The organism is Gillisia sp. CAL575, from assembly GCF_000403785.1.
Taxonomy (GTDB): domain Bacteria; phylum Bacteroidota; class Bacteroidia; order Flavobacteriales; family Flavobacteriaceae; genus Gillisia.
The window spans coordinates 1-21232 of sequence record NZ_APHJ01000023.1; the positions used below are offsets into that span (position 1 = coordinate 1).

Consider the following 21232-nt stretch of genomic DNA (forward strand, 5'->3'; position numbering starts at 1 on the left):
GTCAGGATACATTTCAATTACAATTTGGAACCTTATTAAATGATTTTGCTAAGCAAACGAAAGATCATTTATCGGGTGATCCAGTAGAATGTAGAGTTGCCGATCCTTCTTATGTATTAGTTGCTTTAACCAATAGCAGTGACGACTGGGTTGCTGGAATGAATCCAGAGGCAGATGCAAATGACTTCATTAAAATTAATGTTAAAAACAATAATGGAAGTTGGGAAACCCAATATTCTGATGTTTTAGGCTTGCCAGCAGGTACTTATAAATTACAGTATTTTATTGTTTATAGCGCAGATGATCAAGTATTATGGGTAGCTCCGCGTGAAGGAGGAGCCTATGCAGGTAGTGTAGCAGATGCATTGCCACAAACAATAGAATTAGGAGCAGGTACTAAGCCTTATGCAGACGTAGATGTATTATGCTATGTTCCTCGTATGGAAGAAGCATTTGGTTATATTTTCTTCGATATTAACTTAATTAGAATAACTAATAACTACTGCATCTTCGTAAACTTTTGTGATGATGGAACAGGAAGAGAATATCCAGCGAAATTCCAAGTAGATGTTTGGGCAGATGGATATGGTGGAAGTGAAGTTGTTATAGATGGAGAGATGAATACTGTTAGTGGAGAGGGTAATTCTTTTGCAGCTACCGTATTATGTTTCCCATTACCTCCATTAGGAGAAGGAGAAATTTATTATGCAAGAGTAACTGTACTTGATGCAGGAGTTTATGATGCTGATGCTTCAGATTTCGTTCAATTTACTATTTCTCAAGCAAATGTAGATGCTCAATTATTAGCTACTCCTAAATATGAACACGTTAGAATTAATTGTGGTGATGACGATAATGGAAATGGAGAATGTGATCAAACAAACCCTAAAGATGATTGTGATGATGATGGAATCTTAAATGAATGTGATACAGATAATCCAAACTGGGCAAGCTTTGATTGTGATGGGGATACAGTTGCCAATGGAGTTGATAATTGTCCAAATAGAGCAAATTCAGGCCAGGAACCAGATGAAGATTGTGATGGTATTTTAGATGCTGATGAAGCCGAGGGTTGTATAAACAATCCAGATCCAAACTGTGGTGTAATCACTCCTCCACCTTCATGTATTGATGAAAGTGGTTTTGTAATAACATTTAATCAAACTGTTGATGTTGCTGGTTTTCCTGTTGGAATTAATCCTTTTTATATTTTGGAGTTAGACGGAGAAGAAGTGGGGACTATTACATTTGAGCTGACGGTAGGACAGAATGAAAATTTAGTTGTATTAATTGATATGTATGACGGTACAGTAGAAAATGCTTTTACAGATTATACTGTTACTACAGTTGAGATAAGCTTACCAAGTATTGATGATGAATCTCTATGTGTAGAAAATATAGATGCTAATGAATTTCAAATCACATGGGATAGAGAAAACGCAGAAGCTCTTGCCTATCCTCTAGAAGTTATATTCAAAGCTAATGTGATGATATCAATGGAATAAAAAAAACTGACTTTAGTTGATTTGTCAACCGGGGGGATGACTTTTTTGCTGAGTTAGTTATATTGATCACCAATAGTTATTTTAATAATAAATAGAGGTGTTAATAGAAGAGGCTGTCCGAAACAAATCGGGCAGCTTTTCTTTTGTTTAAAATGTTAAAGTTAAATAAATATTAAAATTTTATACCGTTAATCGGATTTTTGTGTATTTTAGCGACTTCAAATAATGACGGACTCAGATCTCCCCCCCAAAATGAGCTGCCGCATTAGTTCAATCTTAATGAAAAATTGAATTGTATTTTTTTTAATTAAAACTTATTAAGATTAGATGTAATAATTCGTAAATATTATGAATTATTTAAATTATTGTTTTTTAACCGATTGATTATTAAATAATTGTGATTATTTAATAATTTTTTTGGAATGAACTTTGAAACAATCCAAGTCGTACAATTATTTTAATAACCAGAACAGATATTATATACTAAAAGAAGTATTTGTTCGATTTAATTTTTTTAAACCCTAATTTATGAGGAAATCAAATTTATTGTATTTACTACCGGCCCTAGCTATTTTTTCCTGTAGTAAAGATGAAATTACCCCAGAAACAGAACAACAATTATTAGAAACAAAAGAATTAGCTGCAAACGTCGAGGTGGCATACCCAGAGGATTTCGGTCTATTATCAGATGTCTATTATGCAGGTAAAAAAATTACTGTAGAAGAAATAGATGGCAATTATATTTACGAAGGAGACATCATTTTTTCAAATGATATGATTACATCACAAGATGTTAAACTAGTATTTGAAAAAGGCGAAGAGATACCGGCTCAAAAAAGTGTAGGGAGAACGTCAGCTAGATGGCCTGATAATACGGTATATTATTCTATAGATAGTAATCTTCCAGATCAAAATAGAGCAATTGATGCTATTAAACACTGGGAAGCGAATACGTCCCTAGAATTTGTTCAAAGAACTAGTCAGTCTAACTACATTTATTTTACTCCAGGATCAGGATGTTCTTCATATATAGGAATGACCGGGGGTAGACAAAATATAACCCTTGCCAGTGGATGTTCTACTGGAAATACCATTCATGAAATTGGACATGCAGTAGGATTGTGGCATGAGCAAAGTAGAGTGGATCGTGATAAACACATCAAGATCAATTATGCTAATATTCAAAGTGGGAGAGAACATAACTTTAATACTTATGAAGAAAGTGGATATGACGGAGATGAGTTCACTTCAAATTTAGATTTTGGTTCTATCATGTTATATAGTTCATATTCTTTTTCTAGCAATGGGCAGCCAACTATAGTAAAAGTAGATGGAAGTACTTTCAGCGTACAAAGAAATGCTCTGTCTTCTGGAGATAAAACTGGAATTAATGCGATGTATCCATCAGGAAATACAGGAGGCACTACCGAGCCTATTGAACCAACTTATATCAACGGAGAATATTATACTGTTGAAGGTTTAACTGTTCTTCGTTTTTACAATGGATGGTATTACAGCGGTCCTTATGGAATGCGAGCTGTAATACTTGTAAACGGCGTTTGGTATTATAAATAAGAAAAATAATTACAACCTGAGCAGTTTTAAATGTTCAGGTTGCAATTTATTGTGTATACTTTAATGGAACAACTGTGGAAATCTTTCACAGTTTTTTTGTCCGCATTATTTCAACCCACAGTCTTTTCTATTCACATCTTTTTTTTTCAATTAATTTAAATTGAGAGCTAACTATTAATGCATCTCCCCAATGATAATTAATAATTTAATTTCAAAAAACCTACTTATGAAAACACGTAGTTTATTTTATTTACTTCCTGCGCTAGCATTATTCTCATGCAGTGAAGAGCCAATAAATCAGCTGGAAACAGAAAATAAAGTTGATAATTCTGAGATTACTTTTAAAGCTATGGAATTGGCATTTCCTGGAGAATCTGGAAAAATTTCAGATGTTTATTTTGCAGGAAAGAAAATTCCTATAGAAAACATTAATGGAAATTTAGTGTATCAAGGTGATATTATATTCTCTAATGATATGGTGACAAATCAGCCAATTAAAATAGTTTATAATAAAGGAGAAGAAACCTCTCAACAAAAAAGTGTTGGAAGAACTTCTAATTACTGGCCAGATAATACAGTTTACTATGAAATTGATGGTTCCCTTCCAGATCAGGAAAGAGTAGCAAATGCAATTGCACATTGGGAATCCAATACCGCAATGAAATTTGTACAACGCTCGGGAGAACCCAATTATATATACTTCACTCCAGGAAGTGGATGTTCCTCTTATATTGGAATGGTAGGAGGGAGACAGAATATTACTCTTGCAAATGGGTGTTCTACAGGAAATACTATTCATGAAATAGGTCATGCAGTAGGCCTTTGGCATGAGCAAAGTAGAATTGATAGAAATAATTACATTACTATCAATTTCCAAAACATAGTTTCTGGAGCAGAGCACAATTTTCGAACTTATGAAGAGAGTGGGTATGATGGAGTGGAATTTACATCTAATCTGGATTTCGGTTCTATAATGATGTATAGTTCTTATTCATTTTCTAGTAATGGTCAACCAACCATTGTTAAGAATGATGGAAGTACTTATTCAGCACAGAGAAGTGGTTTATCTGGAGGAGATGTTGAAGGGATTTTTAGTATGTATCCTGGAGAAACTGGTGGAACACCACCACCGCCTATTCCTCCAACAGAACCAGAACCTACGCCAACTGAGCCAGAACCAACTAATCCTGAACCTACGAACCCAGAACCAACTTATATCAATGGTGAATATTATACTATTGCAGGTTTGACGGTATTAAGAAAAAAGGATAAATGGTTATATAAAAAAGATAGAGGAGGTTGGCAAGAAGTAGAATTAATTGACGGTATTTGGTATAATGTGAATTAAAATTTCAAATATATTTTCTAAAACCCGAAGCTTCTAGTTTCGGGTTTTCTTATATAAAATAATTAATAGAAATTGTGGGAAATTATTTGTTCTTGTAGGATTATTATACAGAGCTTTTCCCGTAATTATTTACCAGCATAAATAATATTTAATTTAAAAACGGGGTTTTTCCCCTTTCCTCATTTCCTTTTATTTTCTAATTTTGTTAATCAATACTAGAGACAGTATTTCCCTTTCCTCCCTTTCCTCCCTTTCCTCCCTTTCCCTCCATTTAAGACTACCCTTTTTTATTTCAAATTTTTAGATAACTTTTTTATTGCACTCTCAGGCTTAAGGAAATTCTTTATCCTGATTTTAACTTTTAATTTAAAATATCTAATCATGAAAGCGCACAAAAAAATTTTCTCACTCTTTTTAATTGCAAGCTTATATTTAGGTTGCAGCAGTTCGGATGATTCAAGTGTTATTGCCGAAAGTCCTTTCGGTACAGGTATCATTACATTTGGTGTGACACCAATCTATATTACGCGAAGTATGCAGACTGGTGAATTAATAAAGAAACAAGCAGATTGTTCTAGTTCAGAATGGAGATACGTTCGCGTAGCAATTAGAGATAGTCAAGGCAATTGTTTTTATGGGAATAGTGAAACTGGATTTCAGGAGATGGAAATGGATCCTTTAGGTATAGATACTAATAACGACGAGATCTTAGATACTTGGCATACATCTAGTAATAATAAATTGCTATTACCTGTTGGAAATTACACTTTGGAATATTTAGCGGTCACTAATAAAAGAGGTAGACATTCCGAGATCATTTTAATGTCACCTAAAAAAGGGGAGGAGGATAATGCAACGCAATATTATAATTTAGTAAACAATTCTTTACCTATTACTTTCTCTATTGTCGAAGGTCAAGAACAATATATTCCACTAGAGGCCCTATGTTTTAAAATGGAACATGCATATGAGTTTGGATTTATTTTCCTTTCTTATGAAGATTCTAATCCATTTTATTTATGCTCTCAGTAGAACTTTGTTTTTTGTTTTAGTACCAAAGTATCCCCCCATATTTTCCCAATCTTCTTTATAGTTCTATTTTATAATTTTCACTTTACGTTAAAAAGAATTTCTTCTTATTTAAATTCAACGCTCAACTTTATAGTTTTCTTCAAATTCTAATTATAGCTTCTTTAGATTAGCTTTAGTAAATAAAAATGGATCTAAATGACATCAATTTGATTCATATTTAAAATTTAGCGATTCTAAAAAATATTATAATTACTTAAAACATTTAACAAATTTGCTTTTTAGATATTTAAATAATTGGCTAAATTTTAAGAAAATTTTTGCTGATTAAATATTTTGTTAATTATCTGAATTATCCTCAGCGCCTACTGTTAAAAGGCTAACCGAATATCTTGTTATGTATTTAATTAACTTTCTAACTGATAATTGTTTAAAATATTATCAACAAAAACTACGGGTTTTCCCCTATACTGTTAATTGTTTTATGATTATAATTTGGTCATAGTGAAAATGTTTACTTCCCTACAATGTAATTTATTTTAGTCCTACCCACACAATTTTTGATTTGCTAATTAAAATTCAAATTTTTGATTTGCATTTCTACAACTGCCAATACCCATAAATTAAATTTTATAGATATGTTAAATTCTCGTGCTTTATTTTTCGGAATTCTTCTAATTTTTCTTTCATCCTCCTGTAGTAAAGAAGATGATACTAATTCAAAATTACCTGGAAATGTAGGAGAATCAAAGGGTATACTGTCCTTTGGTGGACTATTAGAAAATTTTGAGGACAATAATTTTAAAACCGTATTTGAGGAATTTGCAAAAATTCCTCAATGTTCTGATGAACTACCAAAATATGTAAGAGTCGCCGTGAGAGACTTAAGTGATAATTCTTGGGTAGCTGGGAGGGATGGTGTAAATAGTTTTATAGAAATTGAAGTAAATCCAAATGGTAGTGATACCAATGGAGATAATGTTTTAGATGCCTGGTTTACAAAAGAATCGGAAGACTTAGAACTTAATGCAGGATCTTACAGTATTGAATACTTTGCAGTACTAGATGGCAATGGTGATGATGCTAATATTATTTATCTAGCACCTAGAAAAGATGATAATTATGGCCCAATTTCTTTTCAAAACTACGTTAACAAACCTCTGCCAATTAAAGTAGATATTATGAGTGGTGAAAAGCATTATGCCCCAGTAGAGGTGTTATGTTATGATGAGCAACTTGCAATTGCTTTCGGGTATTTATTCTTTGATTTTACTAATCCCAACTTTATTTATATCTGTTCTTTCGGAAATATTTGTGATGATCTGGGAAGACATAGTCCAGCACATTTTAGACTTAAAGTATGGAAATTTGACGAAAATGGAGATTATAATGCTGCTAATCTGTTAGTAGATGAAGAAAACACAATTAAATCTATTATAGATGATGATGAAGTTGAACGTTTTTACGGGGATCTAATATGTATACCTCTACCTGATGGTCCTGGAGAAGATAAATTCTATGGTCAGATATATCTTATTGAAGATGATCAAACTCAAACTCTAATTCGTGAAGGTTCTTTTACAGATACTACAATTTTAGAAAATCTTTATAAAGAAGAGAAATTTAGCTTATATCATTTTAGAGATAATTGTTGTGGGCAGGAAGATAATTTCCCTTTACTAACAGATCTTACAACTACAGATTGTGAAGAACCAGAATGCCAAATTTGCGATGGGGAACTTACAAAATTAGACCTCAAATATACAGGAGCTGGATCTCAAGACGTATTGGTGAAATCTGGTGAAACTGTTCTTTTCGATGGCGCGGCATACACTAACGATGTAATTGAATTAAATAAAAATGGGACTCTATCAACCTTAGGTAATGAAATTAAGATTTATATAAACCAAGTACTGTATAGAAAAATTACCACAGACTGTTCAACTGCAGTAGGTCCAGGATTATTAGTAGGAGATTTTGAAATTGTAGCTGGGGAAAGTCTGAATGGTGGAAAACTTTGTCCTATTCCTCCGGGAAATAACCCAGAATGTCAAAGCTGTGATGGAAAAGTTACAGATCTAAGTATTCAATTTAATGGTCCAGATAATTCTACTATTAAAATTACACAGGAAAGTGATGGCTCTGTTTTATTTCAAAATAATGTAGATAACGGTGACATAATCAATATTACTCATGCTACTTCAAGTTCAACAATGGGTGATGATTTAAATATCTATATGGATGATTCATTTTACGGCAAGTTACATACTAGCTGTTCTACCCCAATTGGTCCTGGCTTAGAATTAGGCGATTTCACAATTGTTTCCGGAGCAAGTCTTATTGGAGGAATGTTATGTCCTGTTCAAACTCCTCCTGTGGATTGTGGCCCATGCTTAGGTAAGGTAACTAAATTGACACTTAAATATACTGGAGATGATGCTACCATTAAAGTAATCCAAGAGAAAGATGGAGCAATTTTATTTAATGCGATGGTTAGCAAAAACGGAAATTTTGATATCGTTGGGACTTATAATAAGAACGGTAAGATCAGTATGTGGGTAAATTTAAATGTATACATAAATGAAGTACATGGTACTGATATCCATACCAGCTGTTCCCAAACCATAACCCCAGGCACTGTATTCGGACAATTTGAAGTAATTGCCGGTAGCAGTTTGGGTGGAGGTCCATTCTGTTCCCCAGATTAAAAGAAGTTAAAACAGGTACCAATTATAATAATAGCTAGCTAACCAATTTAATTTTTAATCAAAACCAATTTAATTTTTAACTAAAACCAATTTAATTATGAAAAATGCAAGAATTTCAGTTATGCTTATTGCTGTAATAGCAATGTGCTTTACCTCCTGTAGTAAGGAGGACAATGCTGCACAAGATCCGGATGGACCACAGGCAGTAGAGAAAGTCAACTTAAGTTTTGATCTAGCACTTAAACAATTTGACCAATCTAGGATGCAAACAATGAAAAATCAGGAAAGCGACGATACGATGGTACCAATGTGTCCTGGTGATGATGTTATTCCTACCTATGTGAGGGCTATGATAGAAAAACCAGGCGGAGGTTATGTTTCTGATGGTGTGGGGGACCCTAATGATGTGCTGATTGACATTATAAATAACACATCAGACCCAGATGGGGATGGATTACTCAATTGGCTTACTTATGAAGAGAGCTTTTTGGAATTAGATCCAGGAACTTATAAACTTAAGTATTTCGCAGTATTAGATGCAGGTCAAAATATTATGTGGTTAGCACCTTCCTCTGATGATACTTATGGTCCAGCAAACTTCGCGAATTTTGTAAACAATCCACTTCCTCATAATATTGTTCTAGAAGAAGGAACTAAACATTATGACGAGGTAGAAGTACTATGTTATGATGAAACTTTTGCGAAAGAATACGGTTATTTATTCTTCGATTTTCAAGAGGTTCCATTAACTTATGTTTGTTTCTTTGGTAATGAATGTGATGAAAACGGAAGACATACTCCTTCTAATTTTAAAGTTATAGTTTGGGAGCATGATACAGATGCACAATCACCAGATTCCTTCTTTGATATAGTTTTAGATAGATCTAAAGCTTTGGTAGAAAGAACAAACAACGCAGTTTACGAAAGTGGAGTTGTTGTAAGTGCAGAGTCATTATGTATTCCTCTTCCAGATAGAACAGGGGAAGATTCTTATTATGCTGAAATTTGGACAGTAGATGAGAATGGAGTTGAAGAAGATCTTATTAGACGTGGTAATTTCACTGATACCATGATTAATAATGGTGATTTTGATGATCCAGACTCTGATCTTAAAAAATACTGGCACTTTAGAGAAGGACCTTACTGTGGAGAAGATTCTACTCCTTGTTTATTATCACCTTTAGCATATTATGAAAATAATTTTGATAATAGTGCATTCTTGTCAGGATCAGGTATTACTACAGGTACACAGTATAGCTATGTAGCACCAACGACAAATGCATTATGGCCAGAGGGAACATATACATTTACAGACAATCCTAGTACTGTTCATAATAACTTCGCCAATTTTAATAATGGAGATAATATGATGGTTATCAATGGATCTGTGGAAGATGGTAAGACAGTTTACTATTCATTTACATGTGAGGATATTTGTCCAAATTCAGATTATTATGTGACATTCGAAACTAGAAGCGTAGTTACTGCGAGTCCAGCAGAATTGAGAATAAGTGTGGATAGCAACTTGTTAGCAGATGTAATTACTACAAGTGATACATTTCAAAAAGTTGGACTATGGATAAGATCTGATGCTTCAGGACAATTAAAAATGCAGATACTTAATGATAATACAGCTCCAAGTGGTAATGACTTTGCGCTGGATGATGTTAAGATATCCAATAATACTAGTATAATGACGGGAATTGATATTCTGGTTGTTCAACCTTAAATTAATTAGTAATTAGTTTATTTTGTTTAGAATGAAGAGGGGCCATTGGCCCCTCTTTTATTATTAGAATCCGATTGCCGTATCGTCCCCCCTTTTATCTGCACCACCTTCCAATTTTCCATTTGGTAATTTTAATATAGCATCAACTTTTCCTAATATTGGAGAATCCTTTTCATTTACAGTATATCCCAATTCTTCTAAAGTTTGAAGCATTTTTTTATTGAAAGAATTTGGTTCAAAATTAATTTGATCTGGAAGCCATTGATGGTGGAATCTTGGCGCATTAACAGCCTCTTGCATATTCATTCCAAATTCAGAAACATTTAGAATAGTTTGTAATACAGAAGTGATGATAGTTGAACCACCTGGAGTTCCCACGCTCATCCAAAATTTGCCGTCTTTTTCTACTATTGTTGGCGTCATAGAACTTAACATTCTTTTACCTGGAGCAATAGAGTTTGCTTCTGCACCAATAAGACCAAACATATTTGGGACTCCTGGCTTTGCACTAAAATCGTCCATTTCATTATTAAGAAAAAAGCCTAATTCTTCCACATATAATTTAGAACCATATGCTCCATTTAAAGTTGAAGTCACCGCAATAGCATTTCCAAATTGATCTACTATAGAATAATGAGTGGTTTCCACGCTTTCGTATCCAGGCAGTGCTCCATGTTTTAAACTGTTGGAAGGTGTTGCTTTCTCAAAGCTGAAATTTTCCATACGTATATCCAGATAACTATCACTAGTTAATTTCTCCACTGGAACTTCATAGAAATCTGGATCTCCCAAATAATAACTTCTATCTGCATAAGCGCGTCTTTCAGCTTCCGTGATTACCTGAATTGCTTTTAAACTATTGTGACCAAATTCTTGAAGGGGGTATTTTTCTATTGTTTTCAGGATCTGAGCCAAAGCAACGCCTCCGCTAGAAGGTGGAGCCATAGAAATAACTTTTAAATTTTTATAATTAAAAGTTATCGGTTCTCTCCAAACAGTTTCGTAAGATTTAAGATCTTCTAAACTAATAATACCACCATTATCCTGGATGAATTTCACCAATATTTCGCCGGTCTTTCCTCCATAGTATTCACTCCTTCCATTATCTACTAATTTCTGAAGCGTTCTTGCAAGTGCTGGATTTTTAACTGTATCACCAGCCTTAAAATTTTTATTATATAAAATAGGTGTTTTATTAACCTTTCCAAATAGTTCCTGATGCCGGTTAAAACTATTTGCCTGTCCTTCAGATACTGCATATCCTTTTTTTGCCAGTGCTATAACAGGAGCTAAAATGGTTTCTATTGGAAGAGAACCTAATTTTTCGTGAACGGAGAAAATTCCAGCAACGGTTCCCGGAACTCCAATAGCTAAACTACCTAGTTGACTTTTTTCTGAAATCGCATTTCCATTTTCATCTAAATACATATTCTTAGATGCCGCAAGTGGTGCTTTTTCTCTAAAATCTAAACTTCCTATTTCGCCATTTGCTTTCCTAAACACCATGAATCCGCCACCGCCTAAGCTTCCAGCAAAAGGATAACTTACAGCAAGTGCCATTTCTGTTGCAACCATTGCATCAAAAGCATTTCCTCCTTGCTTCATAATATCTGATGCAATTTGAGAGGCTTCAGCTCTAGCCGAAACTACCATTGCATTCTCTGTGATTAATCCAACTTCAGGAGTTACCTCTTTTTTAGAAATCTCGGGCGGAGCAGATTTGCAGGCCAAGAAAAAACTAAATATGATAAGTAAAATTGATTTTTTCATAGGTTTAGGTATAATTTAATTTCCGAATTTCATCAGAAGAATATTTAATTATTTCATTAAAAAAAGCAGTGAATTCAGCTTCAAAAAGAGGATAATATAGTTCCAATTCTTTAGTGGCAAATTGCATTTTAGATCTATTCTTTGTTCGCTGATCCATTTGATAAAGAATTTTCCCTATTCCTTCTATACTTGCATAACTATATAACCAATTATCATCGATCATATATGGCAAAAATTGTTGAACTCTAAGTGGTAAGATTTCATAGTTTTCTGTGAGTAAATTATAAAAATCTTGGGTATAATCAAATAGAGGAACATCAGAATAGTCTTCCCAGTTCTTAGCCAAAAAATGATCATATAAAATATCTATAATTACTGCGCTATAATGTCCATACACGTCGAACAATCTATGCGTGCTTTTTCTCACTGTTGGATGCTTATCTGTAAAAGTATCTAAAGCTCGATGCAAAACGATTCCATCTTTAATTTTCTTTGGGAAATGACTGAATTTATTCCCTTTAATCGAGTCTGCGATGAAATTTCCAATTTTTAATTCTTCGATCTCCTTAGAAAGGTATATATGTGCGAGATAATTCATTTTTACAAGATACTAATTAAAGCGAATTCCTGTTTAATTTATGTTAACATTTGGGGAAGACCTATCTAGCCGTGTATATTTGCTAAAATTTACTTTTCAATCTATAAAACAGAGCTTTTAACAGGTTACTTTAGGAGCTATTAATATAAAGCAATATGAGTTTAATAAAATCAATTTCAGGAATTAGAGGAACAATAGGAGGAAAACCTTCAGAAAATCTTACTCCTTTGGATGCAGTAAAATTTGCTGCTGCTTACGGTACGTGGCTTAAGAGTGAGAATACTAAAACAAAATTAAAGGTTGTGATTGGCCGCGATGCCCGAATATCAGGTTCTATGATCCAACAATTGGTGATGAATACATTAGTTGGATTAGGAATAGACGTTATAGATCTTGGTCTTTCTACTACTCCCACAGTAGAAATCGCTGTTCCCTTAGAAGTTGCAGATGGAGGAATTATACTTACTGCAAGTCATAATCCTAAACAATGGAATGCTTTAAAACTTCTGAATAGAAAAGGAGAGTTTTTAAATGGAGCAGAAGGAATAAAGATTCTTAATTATGCTGAAAAAGAAGAGTTTGTATTTGCTGAGGTGGATGATCTTGGAGCCATTACCGTTAAAGATGATTATATAGATAGACATATCGAGCAGGTACTTAAACTGAAGCTAGTAGATGCAGAACTTGTAAAAAACGCTAAATTTAAAGTAGTAGTAGATGCAGTAAATTCTACGGGAGGTATTGCTATACCTGCACTACTTAAAAAAATGGGTGTAGAAGTAGTAGAGTTATATTGTGATCCTAATGGGCATTTCCCTCATAATCCGGAACCTTTAAAGGAACATTTGGGAGATATAAGCAAGTTGGTCGCAAAAGAAAAGGCAGATCTTGGAGTAGTAGTAGATCCAGATGTAGATAGACTGGCTTTAATAGACGAAAATGGGGAGATGTTTGGTGAAGAATATACCCTAGTTGCTTGTGCAGATTACGTACTTAGTAAAACTCCAGGTGACACGGTGAGTAATTTATCATCCTCCAGAGCATTAAGAGATCTTACACAAAAACACGGAAATACTTATAGAGCGAGTGCAGTAGGGGAAGTGAATGTAGTGGAATTGATGAAAGAGACTAATGCAGTAATTGGAGGAGAAGGAAATGGCGGAATCATTTATCCAGAATCTCATTACGGCCGTGATAGCTTAGTAGGTGTAGCTTTATTCTTAACCTATTTGGCAGAAAAGAAAATGACTGTTTCTGAAATAAAGAAAGGTTATCCAATGTATTATATGAGTAAGAATAAAATTGAGTTAACTCCAGAATTGGATGTTGATGCTATTCTAGAAAGTGTTAGAGAAAATCATTCTTCTGAAGAAATCTCTACTGTTGATGGGGTGAAAATTGACTTTGCTGAAAACTGGGTACATCTTAGAAAATCTAATACTGAGCCAATAATTAGAATTTATACTGAAGCAAAATCTCAAGCTGAAGCAGATTCTTTAGCAGAAAAAATGATTGAAGAAATTAAAGCTATAGTAGCTTAATTTCTAGGATAAATGGTAGCGCTATTAGGGATGGGAGCATCTTTATGTTTCCATCTCTTATGTGTCCAAAGATAATATTCTGGTTTTTCTCTAATTTGCTTTTCCAGTTCGGTTAGAAACTTATTGGTGATCATAAAAGGAGGCTCTTGTGCGGCTTTATCTGTAATTGGAATAAATGTGGCTTCATAAAATCCTCTATTTTTCTTTTCTACATGAAGATACATTACTGCCATATCTAAATTAGTAGCTAATTTTTCTGTTCCCATAAATATTGGAACCGTAGTACCCATAAATTTAGTCCAAGTTTTTGCTCTTCCCAATTTTGGAGATTGGTCTGCAACCATGGCGTATACTCCTAAAAGTCCTTTGTCTTGATTGCTTTTTATAGTTTTGGTAGCTTGTGAGGAGGTAATTAATTCTCCGTCAAATCTTTGGCGAATATCTTTAGCCATTTTATCAAAATATGGATTTTGCACCTTTTTATAGATACCATATCCTCTATAGTCTAGTCCATATAATTGTAATGCATTTATCCACTCGTAACTAGCATAGTGTCCACATATTAGAATTATACTTTTATTTAGCTCTCGTACTCTCTGAATTTCTTTAATATTGGAGAAAGTATAGCGCCTTTTTAATTCGTTATTGGGTATAGAGATGCTCTTAACCATTTCAAGAAACATATCGCACATATGTTTGAAAGATCCCTTACTTATCTCTTTATATTCTTTTTCGGATCTATCAGGAAGAGCAAGTTTTAAATTCTGAATTACCGTTTTTCTTCTATAACCAACTAAATAGTATACAATGAAGAAAACCAGATCTGATACCTTATAAAAAAGCCAAAACGGGAACTTAGAAATTACCCAAAGAAAAGGGTAGACTAACCAAAAAACTAATCGCTGCATCAACAAAAAATTTAGGCAAATATATGGTATATTTGGCACTAAACGTAAGTATCTATGGGAGATTTAAGCTTGGTAACTATAATTATCATTGCAGTAAATGTTATTATTTCATTCAAAGGTTTTAAAGATCGAGCCTTTTTTGAAAAATATAAATTCAATGTAGGCGATATTAAAGCTGGAGCGAAATATCAGATCTTCTCTTCTGGGTTTTTGCATGTAGATACTTCTCATTTATTTGTGAATATGCTTACCCTTTATTTTTTCGCTAATGTGGTACTTTCCTTTTTAGGTTCTGTTGGATTTATAATTGTGTATTTGGCAAGTTTAATCCTTGGAAATCTCCTAAGTTATTTCTTTCATAAAGACGATCTTAATTATACTGCTGTAGGAGCAAGTGGGGCAGTAATGGGAATCTTATATTCTGCTATTTTATTAAGACCAGATATGATGTTAGGCTTGTTCTTTATTATCCCAATTCCAGCTTATGTTTTTGGAATAGGTTATCTATTGTATACAATTTATGGTATGAAAAAGAGACTTGGAAATATTGGTCACGATGCTCATTTTGGTGGAGCTGTAGGCGGTTTCGTAATAACCATGATATTGGCTCCATGGATCTTCGAGCAACATTTGCTAATGGTCATTCTTCTAGCCATCCCCATATTAATATTGTTTGTTCTGCAAAAAGCTGGTAAAATATAATTTGGTATCCTTCTTGTAATACAGTCCTGAAATACTTAAAACCTAACTAAAATGAAATCTATTTTAATACTTTTTGCAGCTTTAGGAACTTTTGCTGTACAGGCACAACAAATTAATAATATCACCCCAGCAGTTTCCGTAAACGGAGAAGGGATAATAAAGGTGATTCCAGATGAGGTAGTTATTAAATCTCGTATAGAGCATGATGGAGAAAATGCTCAGGAAGTGAAAAAACAGAATGATGCCGTGGTAGATGCGGTGATCAAATATTTAAAATCTGAAGGGGTGCCAGAAAAAAATATTCAAACGGATTATGTGAATTTGAATAAAAACTATAATTATAATGATAAGACCTATAGTTATGTAGCAAATCAAGCAATTTCTATCAAACTAGATAATTTAAAAAATTACGAGAAGATAATGAGTGGCCTATTGAATGTTGGTTTAAACAGAATAGATGGAGTACAGTTCAAGTCCTCTGAAATGGAGAAATATATGACTGAGGCTAGAAAAAAAGCAGTTTTAAATGCCAAAAGTAAGGCTTCAGAATATGCTTCCCCTTTAAATCAATCTATAGGAAAAGCTATTAGCATAAGCGAAGTGCAAACCAATAATTTTCCTCCTATGTATAGAATGAATGAAATGAAAATGAGTTCAGATTCAGGGGAACAACAGGAAACTTTAGCTCCTGGAGAAATGGAGATCAGCGCACAAGTTACTGTGGCGTTTGAGCTGAAATAACTCTTAGATATAGGACAATAAAAAAGGCTTCTGAATTTTCAGAAGCCTTTTTTATTGTCGCCTTAGTTTTATCATATTCAGCTTGTCAACATATGCTTCATTTTTAATACTTTCATTCTAAGCGGAATGTATTGGAGTGAAGTGTTTCTAGATAGTAAAGAGATTACTATTCCAAAAGCTCTAATTGCTAAATAATATTTCTTAACAGCTGTTACATTGAGTTTGAAGAAATGTGCTTCTCAAAATGTTAGAATTATAATTATTTTTCTAGTAATTCCTTCACTTTAGCTTCTAAAGCATCTCCTCTAAGATTAGTAGCTACAATAACCCCATTCTCATCCAATAAAAATGCAGCAGGTATTGCTCTTATATTATATAGTTGTGCCACAGGATCATTCCAAAATTTTAAATTAGATACTTGGTTCCAAGTAAGATTATCATCTTTTATTGCCTGTACCCATTTGTCTTTTTGTCCCTCTCTATCTAAGGAAACGCCAATAATATTAAAGCCCTTATCGTGATATTTATTATACACTTTTACCACATTTGGATTTTCTATTCTACAAGGCTTACACCAAGCGGCCCAAAAATCAATTAAAGTAACTTTTCCTAAAACATCTTTCAGCGCAATTTGTTCTCCTTGTGGATTTGGAGCAGTGAACTCGGGTGCTTTACTACCTATTTCGGTTACACTTCTTTTATCTAAATTTTCTTTAAGCATCTTTCCAATAGAGGTTTGCTTTAAACCTTCAGAAAGCCCATCAAACAGTTCTTTAACTTCATTTGCTGTAGCTCCAACATTAATCATATCTGTAAGAACTAAAAGAGACACAAAACTTTCAGAATTTTCTTTTGCTATTTTTTTCTTATAAGCTAGATCGCTATTTCTAAGTCCCTCTTCCTCCTTTTGTAATTTCAACATTGCAGAAGAATCCTTAGCAGCGGAAGCTTGATTACGAAGGTCTGTTCTAATGGTCATCACCTTTTTATTTAACTCTTTAATATGGTTTAGATAATCATATAAAAGTTTGTTTTCCTCTCCACCTTTAACAATGGATGTTTCAAGACTATCTTTATATACCTCGAATTTTATAGGTTCATTCTCTGAAATAAACAAAACATTTCCTCTTACTCCTTCCAGTGTTAGAAAGTTTAAATTGGAATTTGTAACCTCGGGCAGGTCAAGTGCAAATTGTTCATCTTTTACTGCAACTGAATCTATTTTTTTAGGCTGATTATTTGCATCCAATTCAGACAGATAAACCATTTTCCCATCTTCTATATTTTTAAGGTCTCCAGAAATAGAATATCCTTCGTTTTCCTTGGCACATCCAAGAATGCTAAGTACTGCTATAGCAGTTATAAGTCGTTTCATTTGTAATTGTTTTGAGCAAAAATACGATACTCACCTTGGATAGTTTAATTAAGTTTGTAAAAAAATGTTAATTTAAGGGGCAGATAAGTAGGGCGCTAAAAGAAATAGTAATTTTAAGCTTCAAACAAGAATATGAAAAATCAGCTTCAGGATTTTCCTTTAGACATAAAAATAAGTTTCCATAAGATCATAGAAGAATACAGGCGTCTTTTAGATGAAGAGCAAAGTAGTATTTCTAAGGAATATATGGTAAAAGTTCTAGAATATGTTTCTTCCTTTCCTAAGCTAGAAGAAGGAATAGAGGATCCTAGTGACTTAAATAAATATAAGGATGTTATCAAGATCTTGTTGGACGAACTTTTTCCGAAGATTTTAACTAAAAATGAGATCAAGGCAGCTTCGTTACCGTTTCATAATCTAATCTTTAATACCTCTGCACGTTTCAAAAAGATCCTTGAAAACGCAGGAGAAGATTATGAGTTATCTATGCGGAATATAGACGAAGATATGTACTATATTTATGGATGTATCCTTATTCTTAATCATCATTACGGTTACAAAATAGATTTTTCCAGGCCTTTATATTATGATATCCCAGATGAAACAGGCATTTTAAAACATTATAGGATTGCTTTGAATGCAGATTTTATTGATATAGAAAAAGGTAAAAATGCAATTGATATCACTGAAGATGATGTAGATCTTTTAATTCAAAATATTGATGATGTAGAATTTTGGAAAAAGAAATTCCCGCCTTTAAGCTGGGTCTTTAAAGGTTTTGTGATTTTAAATTTGACAGATGTCACAGTAGATGATGCCATCTCTGATTTAAAAACCACGCTTCTCCATAAAGAATCTTCAGACGAAGAGGAATTACTGAAATTTCAGGAAATCTTTCAATCTATCTATAGACTTCCAGACATAAGAGTTGGTTTTACTGTTTTTAATGAAGACAGGATGATGTTCGAAAGAATGGATAACCAAGATTCTTTTAGTTTTATACTTAATAATAAGGATGAAAGTGATTGTAAAGAGAGCGTTTGTGATGAAACATTCAAAAAACTTATAGAGGAACAAACTTATTTTGCAATTACGAATGTTAAACGGTATGCTAAGGAGATGGATAACAATTTATTGTCCAGAAATCTTCTAAAGAATAATGTATTGAGCTGTATTCTTGCTCCTATAGCTGTTGAAAATAAAGTTTGGGGTATTTTGGAATTGGTGTCTTATAGAAAAAATGAGTTGAACAGCATTAATGCAATCAAACTAGACGATATATTGCCTTATATAGTCACATCTGTAGAAAGAAATAGAAGTGAATTTGAAAATAAAGTAAAGGCAGTTATCCAAAGCGAGTGTACCTCTATACACCCTAGTGTTTTGTGGATATTTGATAGAGAAGCAAAGCAATTTATTAAAGATTTAAATAAAGATGGCTTAGCCTCTTTTAAAGATATAGCCTTTAAAGATGTGTATCCTCTTTACGGTCAAATAGATATTGTTGGTTCTTCTGATGCTAGAAATTCTGCAATCCAAGATGATCTAATGCATCAATTGGAAGAGATAGAGCATATTATTGATATGGCATATCAAATAGAAAATATGCCGATTTATGATCAGGTAAGGTTTAGAATTACAGATTTTAAAGAAGATCTTCAAGACACTTTAAATGCTTCAAGTGAACAGAGAGTATTTAATTTGCTTCAGAAAGAAGTGAATCCCTTGATGCAGCATTTAAGCAACCAGTCTGATGATCTGAAGAAATTAGTAGATAATTACCAGAAACAATTAAATCCTGAAACAGGAATTATTTATAATCATCGTAAAAATTATGATGATACTGTGCAGCGAATTAATCGGACAATGGCGAGGTTACTAGATAAAAAACAAGTTGAGGCTCAAAAAATTTATCCTCACTATTTTGAACGCTATAAAACAGATGGAGTAGACCATAATATTTATATTGGAGCATCCTTAACCAATAATAAACCCTTTAATGAGGTGTACTTGTATAATCTTAGGCTATGGCAACTTGCTACAATGTGTGAGATGGAAAACAAATTCTATCAGTTACAAACTAACACGCCAATACAATTAGATGCCGCATCTTTGATATTAGTATTTAATAGCACTTTATCTATTAGATATAGAATGGATGAGAAGAAATTTGATGTGGATGGTACTTATAATGCACGTTATGAAATTATAAAAAAACGAATTGACAAGGCGTTTATAAAAAATACCGAGGAGAGAATTACTCAAAAAGGGAAGATCTCTATTGTCTATTCTCAAAGTAGTGACGAGCGAGAATATTTAAGATATATTAAATACCTTCAGATCAAGAAATATCTTGGAGATGAGGTGGAATTACTGGAATTAGAAGATGTGCAGGGAGTTATTGGTTTAAAAGCAATCCGGGTAAATATTTTATATCACCCGGATGATAATGCTTTTGAGAAGGCGATCAATTATGATGGCCTTATAGATTATTTAAGGTAAAAAGCGATCACAAAGCTTAATACTGAAGCTATAATTCCAACCATAAATACGGTATAAGTAAGTCTTAGTAACATGTATTTTCTATGTAATACTTTTCCTAATAGAAAGAGGTCTAGCATAAGAGATTCATATACATAATCCTTATCCTTAATTATTTCGTTAATACCCCATTTAAACTGGTCAAAGGGCATTTTATGAAAATTCCCGAAGAATAATAGATTCACATCTCTACTTTCTACCTGTTCTTTAGTGAACTCGCCCGTAGTTACATTTGGTCTTGTAGACATAATAGATAAAATGATAGAAGCCACACTAAAGATCACCAATATTAATGTAGGGATCAATAAATGCTTATTTGTAACTGCGTCTAATTTTGGGATGATGTTCGCTAATGCAAGCGAAATTATAATTGCATTTACAGACAGCAAGATGTTTGCTTTAGTGTCTGCAATATCACTTAATTTTATGTGATTTCTAAGAGTTACTCGGAACAAACTTTGAATACTTCTCTCAGGATTATTGTTCTTATACTCAGCTTTAAGACGTGCTTTTGTTTCTTCTTTCTTTAGCTTTTGAACCTTTTTCGTCTGCTTTTCTAATATTTCTGAAAGATTATTGTCTTTACCTTCTTTCCATTGTTTAGAAGCATATTCTGTAAAATATTGATGTTTATCTGTGAACAGGGTAACATTTTCTGCTAACCATTCCTCGGTAGAATAATTATGGATATTTAGAAGCTGTAATTCCTGTCTAAGCAATTCACTGGTTTCATCAAAATAATCTTTTGCTATATGAGAGCAGTCGGCATCTCTAATAATTTTTTCCAATTTAGTCTTTGGAGAGATTTGAAATTTGGTGGCCATAATGCATTTAGAAACCAGTTCTATAGTTTCATTATCCACATTATTATCCGTCAAAAATTGCTCCGCAATTTTTACACTTTCTTCCTCATGGCCGTCAAATTTTACGGTATATCCTGTGTCATGAAACCATGCAGACAAGAGCAAAACCTCTTCTTCTTTAACATTTATTTCCGAATTCTCAATTAATTCTTTAGTACTTTTAACCACCCGTTTTGTGTGGTTATAATTATGATATATAAATGTGTTTGGTAGTTTTTCCTTAAATAAATTTAGGACGAATTTATCTGCCTTTTTTATTAACTCTGTCATGGAAATGTTGATTAAATAAGGAGCCAAAT

Annotated in this window: 14 protein-coding genes and 1 pseudogene; 10 read left to right on the plus strand and 5 right to left on the minus strand. The window is 33.2% G+C overall.

Features of this window, described 5'->3' with window-relative positions:
- The 6 genes and pseudogenes from I130_RS16690 to I130_RS06640 form a co-directional block, all read left to right on the plus strand.
- Window positions 1-1505 (plus strand): annotated as a pseudogene (locus I130_RS16690) (hypothetical protein); the annotation flags it as partial.
- Window positions 1506-2033: 528 nt separating this feature from the next.
- A complete protein-coding gene (locus I130_RS06620) occupies window positions 2034-3080 on the plus strand; it encodes a M12 family metallopeptidase (RefSeq protein ID WP_034920665.1) in 1047 nt (348 codons plus the stop codon).
- 226 nt (window positions 3081-3306) lie between these two features.
- Window positions 3307-4428, plus strand: a complete 1122-nt coding sequence (locus I130_RS06625; RefSeq protein WP_034920965.1) for a M12 family metallopeptidase — start codon at window positions 3307-3309, stop codon at window positions 4426-4428.
- Between the two features lie 381 nt (window positions 4429-4809).
- Window positions 4810-5460, plus strand: a complete 651-nt coding sequence (locus I130_RS06630; RefSeq protein WP_034920666.1) for a hypothetical protein — start codon at window positions 4810-4812, stop codon at window positions 5458-5460.
- 584 nt (window positions 5461-6044) lie between these two features.
- A complete protein-coding gene (locus I130_RS06635; RefSeq protein WP_034920667.1) occupies window positions 6045-8165 on the plus strand; it encodes a hypothetical protein in 2121 nt (706 codons plus the stop codon).
- A gap of 97 nt (window positions 8166-8262) precedes the next feature.
- The gene (locus I130_RS06640; protein WP_034920668.1) at window positions 8263-9894 is read left to right on the plus strand and encodes a hypothetical protein; all 1632 of its coding nucleotides are present in this window, start codon (window positions 8263-8265) and stop codon (window positions 9892-9894) included.
- Between the two features lie 63 nt (window positions 9895-9957).
- Here I130_RS06640 and ggt read toward each other — a convergent pair whose 3' ends face one another.
- Window positions 9958-11664: a gamma-glutamyltransferase gene (gene ggt, locus I130_RS06645; RefSeq protein ID WP_034920669.1), complete on the minus strand. Its 1707-nt coding sequence runs from the start codon at window positions 11662-11664 to the stop codon at window positions 9958-9960.
- Window positions 11665-11668: 4 nt separating this feature from the next.
- Window positions 11669-12262: an ACP phosphodiesterase gene (locus I130_RS06650; RefSeq protein ID WP_034920670.1), complete on the minus strand. Its 594-nt coding sequence runs from the start codon at window positions 12260-12262 to the stop codon at window positions 11669-11671.
- 155 nt (window positions 12263-12417) lie between these two features.
- Here I130_RS06650 and glmM point away from each other — a divergent pair, with 155 nt between their 5' ends.
- Window positions 12418-13803, plus strand: a complete 1386-nt coding sequence (gene glmM, locus I130_RS06655) for a phosphoglucosamine mutase (protein WP_034920671.1) — start codon at window positions 12418-12420, stop codon at window positions 13801-13803.
- Here glmM and I130_RS06660 read toward each other — a convergent pair.
- Window positions 13800-14711: a lysophospholipid acyltransferase family protein gene (locus I130_RS06660; protein ID WP_034920672.1), complete on the minus strand. Its 912-nt coding sequence runs from the start codon at window positions 14709-14711 to the stop codon at window positions 13800-13802. The genes glmM and I130_RS06660 overlap by 4 nt on opposite strands.
- Window positions 14712-14765: 54 nt before the next feature.
- On the opposite strand from I130_RS06660, the gene I130_RS06665 reads away from it, so the two are divergent.
- On the plus strand, window positions 14766-15413 hold the full coding sequence (locus tag I130_RS06665; protein ID WP_034920673.1) for a rhomboid family intramembrane serine protease: 648 nt from the start codon (window positions 14766-14768) through the stop codon (window positions 15411-15413).
- Between the two features lie 51 nt (window positions 15414-15464).
- A complete protein-coding gene (locus tag I130_RS06670; protein ID WP_034920674.1) occupies window positions 15465-16154 on the plus strand; it encodes an SIMPL domain-containing protein in 690 nt (229 codons plus the stop codon).
- A gap of 259 nt (window positions 16155-16413) precedes the next feature.
- On the opposite strand, the gene I130_RS06675 is transcribed toward I130_RS06670, so the two are convergent.
- The gene (locus I130_RS06675; protein WP_034920675.1) at window positions 16414-17529 is read right to left on the minus strand and encodes a TlpA disulfide reductase family protein; all 1116 of its coding nucleotides are present in this window, start codon (window positions 17527-17529) and stop codon (window positions 16414-16416) included.
- Window positions 17530-17661: 132 nt separating this feature from the next.
- On the opposite strand from I130_RS06675, the gene I130_RS06680 reads away from it, so the two are divergent.
- Window positions 17662-20031 carry a GAF domain-containing protein gene (locus I130_RS06680; RefSeq protein WP_034920676.1) on the plus strand — a complete coding sequence of 790 codons (2370 nt, stop codon included), beginning with the start codon at window positions 17662-17664 and terminating at the stop codon, window positions 20029-20031.
- On the opposite strand, the gene I130_RS06685 is transcribed toward I130_RS06680, so the two are convergent.
- The gene (locus tag I130_RS06685) at window positions 20019-21203 is read right to left on the minus strand and encodes a Pycsar system effector family protein (RefSeq protein ID WP_034920677.1); all 1185 of its coding nucleotides are present in this window, start codon (window positions 21201-21203) and stop codon (window positions 20019-20021) included. The two genes, I130_RS06680 and I130_RS06685, sit on opposite strands and share 13 nt — an antisense overlap.
- Between the last annotated feature and the right edge of the window lie 29 nt (window positions 21204-21232).

What these genes read in the sequence shown, in the direction of transcription:
- I130_RS06620 (WP_034920665.1), top strand. Translation starts at nt 2,034, where the DNA reads ATGAGGAAATCAAATTTATTGTATTTACTACCGGCCCTAGCTATTTTT.
- I130_RS06625 (WP_034920965.1), top strand. Translation starts at nt 3,307, where the DNA reads ATGAAAACACGTAGTTTATTTTATTTACTTCCTGCGCTAGCATTATTC.
- I130_RS06630 (WP_034920666.1), top strand. Translation starts at nt 4,810, where the DNA reads ATGAAAGCGCACAAAAAAATTTTCTCACTCTTTTTAATTGCAAGCTTA.
- I130_RS06640 (WP_034920668.1), top strand. Translation starts at nt 8,263, where the DNA reads ATGAAAAATGCAAGAATTTCAGTTATGCTTATTGCTGTAATAGCAATG.
- ggt (WP_034920669.1), bottom strand. Translation starts at nt 11,664, where the DNA reads ATGAAAAAATCAATTTTACTTATCATATTTAGTTTTTTCTTGGCCTGC.
- I130_RS06650 (WP_034920670.1), bottom strand. Translation starts at nt 12,262, where the DNA reads ATGAATTATCTCGCACATATATACCTTTCTAAGGAGATCGAAGAATTA.
- glmM (WP_034920671.1), top strand. Translation starts at nt 12,418, where the DNA reads ATGAGTTTAATAAAATCAATTTCAGGAATTAGAGGAACAATAGGAGGA.
- I130_RS06660 (WP_034920672.1), bottom strand. Translation starts at nt 14,711, where the DNA reads ATGCAGCGATTAGTTTTTTGGTTAGTCTACCCTTTTCTTTGGGTAATT.
- I130_RS06665 (WP_034920673.1), top strand. Translation starts at nt 14,766, where the DNA reads ATGGGAGATTTAAGCTTGGTAACTATAATTATCATTGCAGTAAATGTT.
- I130_RS06670 (WP_034920674.1), top strand. Translation starts at nt 15,465, where the DNA reads ATGAAATCTATTTTAATACTTTTTGCAGCTTTAGGAACTTTTGCTGTA.
- I130_RS06675 (WP_034920675.1), bottom strand. Translation starts at nt 17,529, where the DNA reads ATGAAACGACTTATAACTGCTATAGCAGTACTTAGCATTCTTGGATGT.
- I130_RS06680 (WP_034920676.1), top strand. Translation starts at nt 17,662, where the DNA reads ATGAAAAATCAGCTTCAGGATTTTCCTTTAGACATAAAAATAAGTTTC.
- I130_RS06685 (WP_034920677.1), bottom strand. Translation starts at nt 21,203, where the DNA reads ATGACAGAGTTAATAAAAAAGGCAGATAAATTCGTCCTAAATTTATTT.